The sequence below is a fragment of the Psychrobacter sp. SHUES1 genome, assembly GCF_001652315.1.
GTDB lineage: Bacteria > Pseudomonadota > Gammaproteobacteria > Pseudomonadales > Moraxellaceae > Psychrobacter > Psychrobacter faecalis.
In genome coordinates this window covers 1-596 of the sequence record NZ_LXWA01000018.1, presented here as the reverse complement: position 1 = coordinate 596, position 596 = coordinate 1, and the positions used below count along the sequence as shown (strand labels likewise).

Here is a 596-nt window from a genome sequence, read left to right as displayed (position 1 = left end):
CAAGGAATTGATCATCTAGCATCGTTAGGCGTTGATGTACAAAGCATTACCTGTGATGGTAGACGAGGACTGCGTACGTTATTTACCTACACCCCTTGCCAGATGTGCCAGTTCCATCAGGTACAAATAGTAACTCGCTATCTCACTCGTCGACCTAAGAATATCGCAAGTATTGAGCTTAGACGGCTCACTTTAGACTTAACTAAGCTTGATAAAGCCACGTTCACAAAATGCTTAGATTAATGGTATTTAACCCATGAAGACTATCTGAGTGAGCGTAGTACCAATGAAGATACTGGTAGAAGTTGGTACACTCACAAACGTCTTAGAAGTGCTTATCGCAGCCTCAGAACCAATAGCGATTGGCTATTTACTTACCAAGAATATGGGCATTTAGATATACCAAATACCACCAATTCTCTTGAAGGTTTATTCAGTGAGTTAAAGCGACAATTACACAGTCATCACGGTCTAAGTGAGCAGCGTAAGTTGCGGTTTATTAAAGACTTTTTAGGGTCAAAGTCACTCAAATAGCATGAATTATGTCCATTAGCGACTACCTTCTACTTTTTAGCATGAATTTTGTCCATTACACC

1 protein-coding gene and 1 pseudogene are annotated in these 596 nt (G+C 40.1%); both read left to right on the top strand.

What is annotated here, in order from left to right:
- Positions 1-243 (top strand): annotated as a pseudogene (locus A7325_RS13820) (hypothetical protein); the annotation flags it as partial.
- Positions 244-271: 28 nt separating this feature from the next.
- Positions 272-397, top strand: a complete 126-nt coding sequence (locus A7325_RS14085; RefSeq protein ID WP_264753687.1) for a hypothetical protein — start codon at positions 272-274, stop codon at positions 395-397.
- Positions 398-596 lie beyond the last annotated feature (199 nt).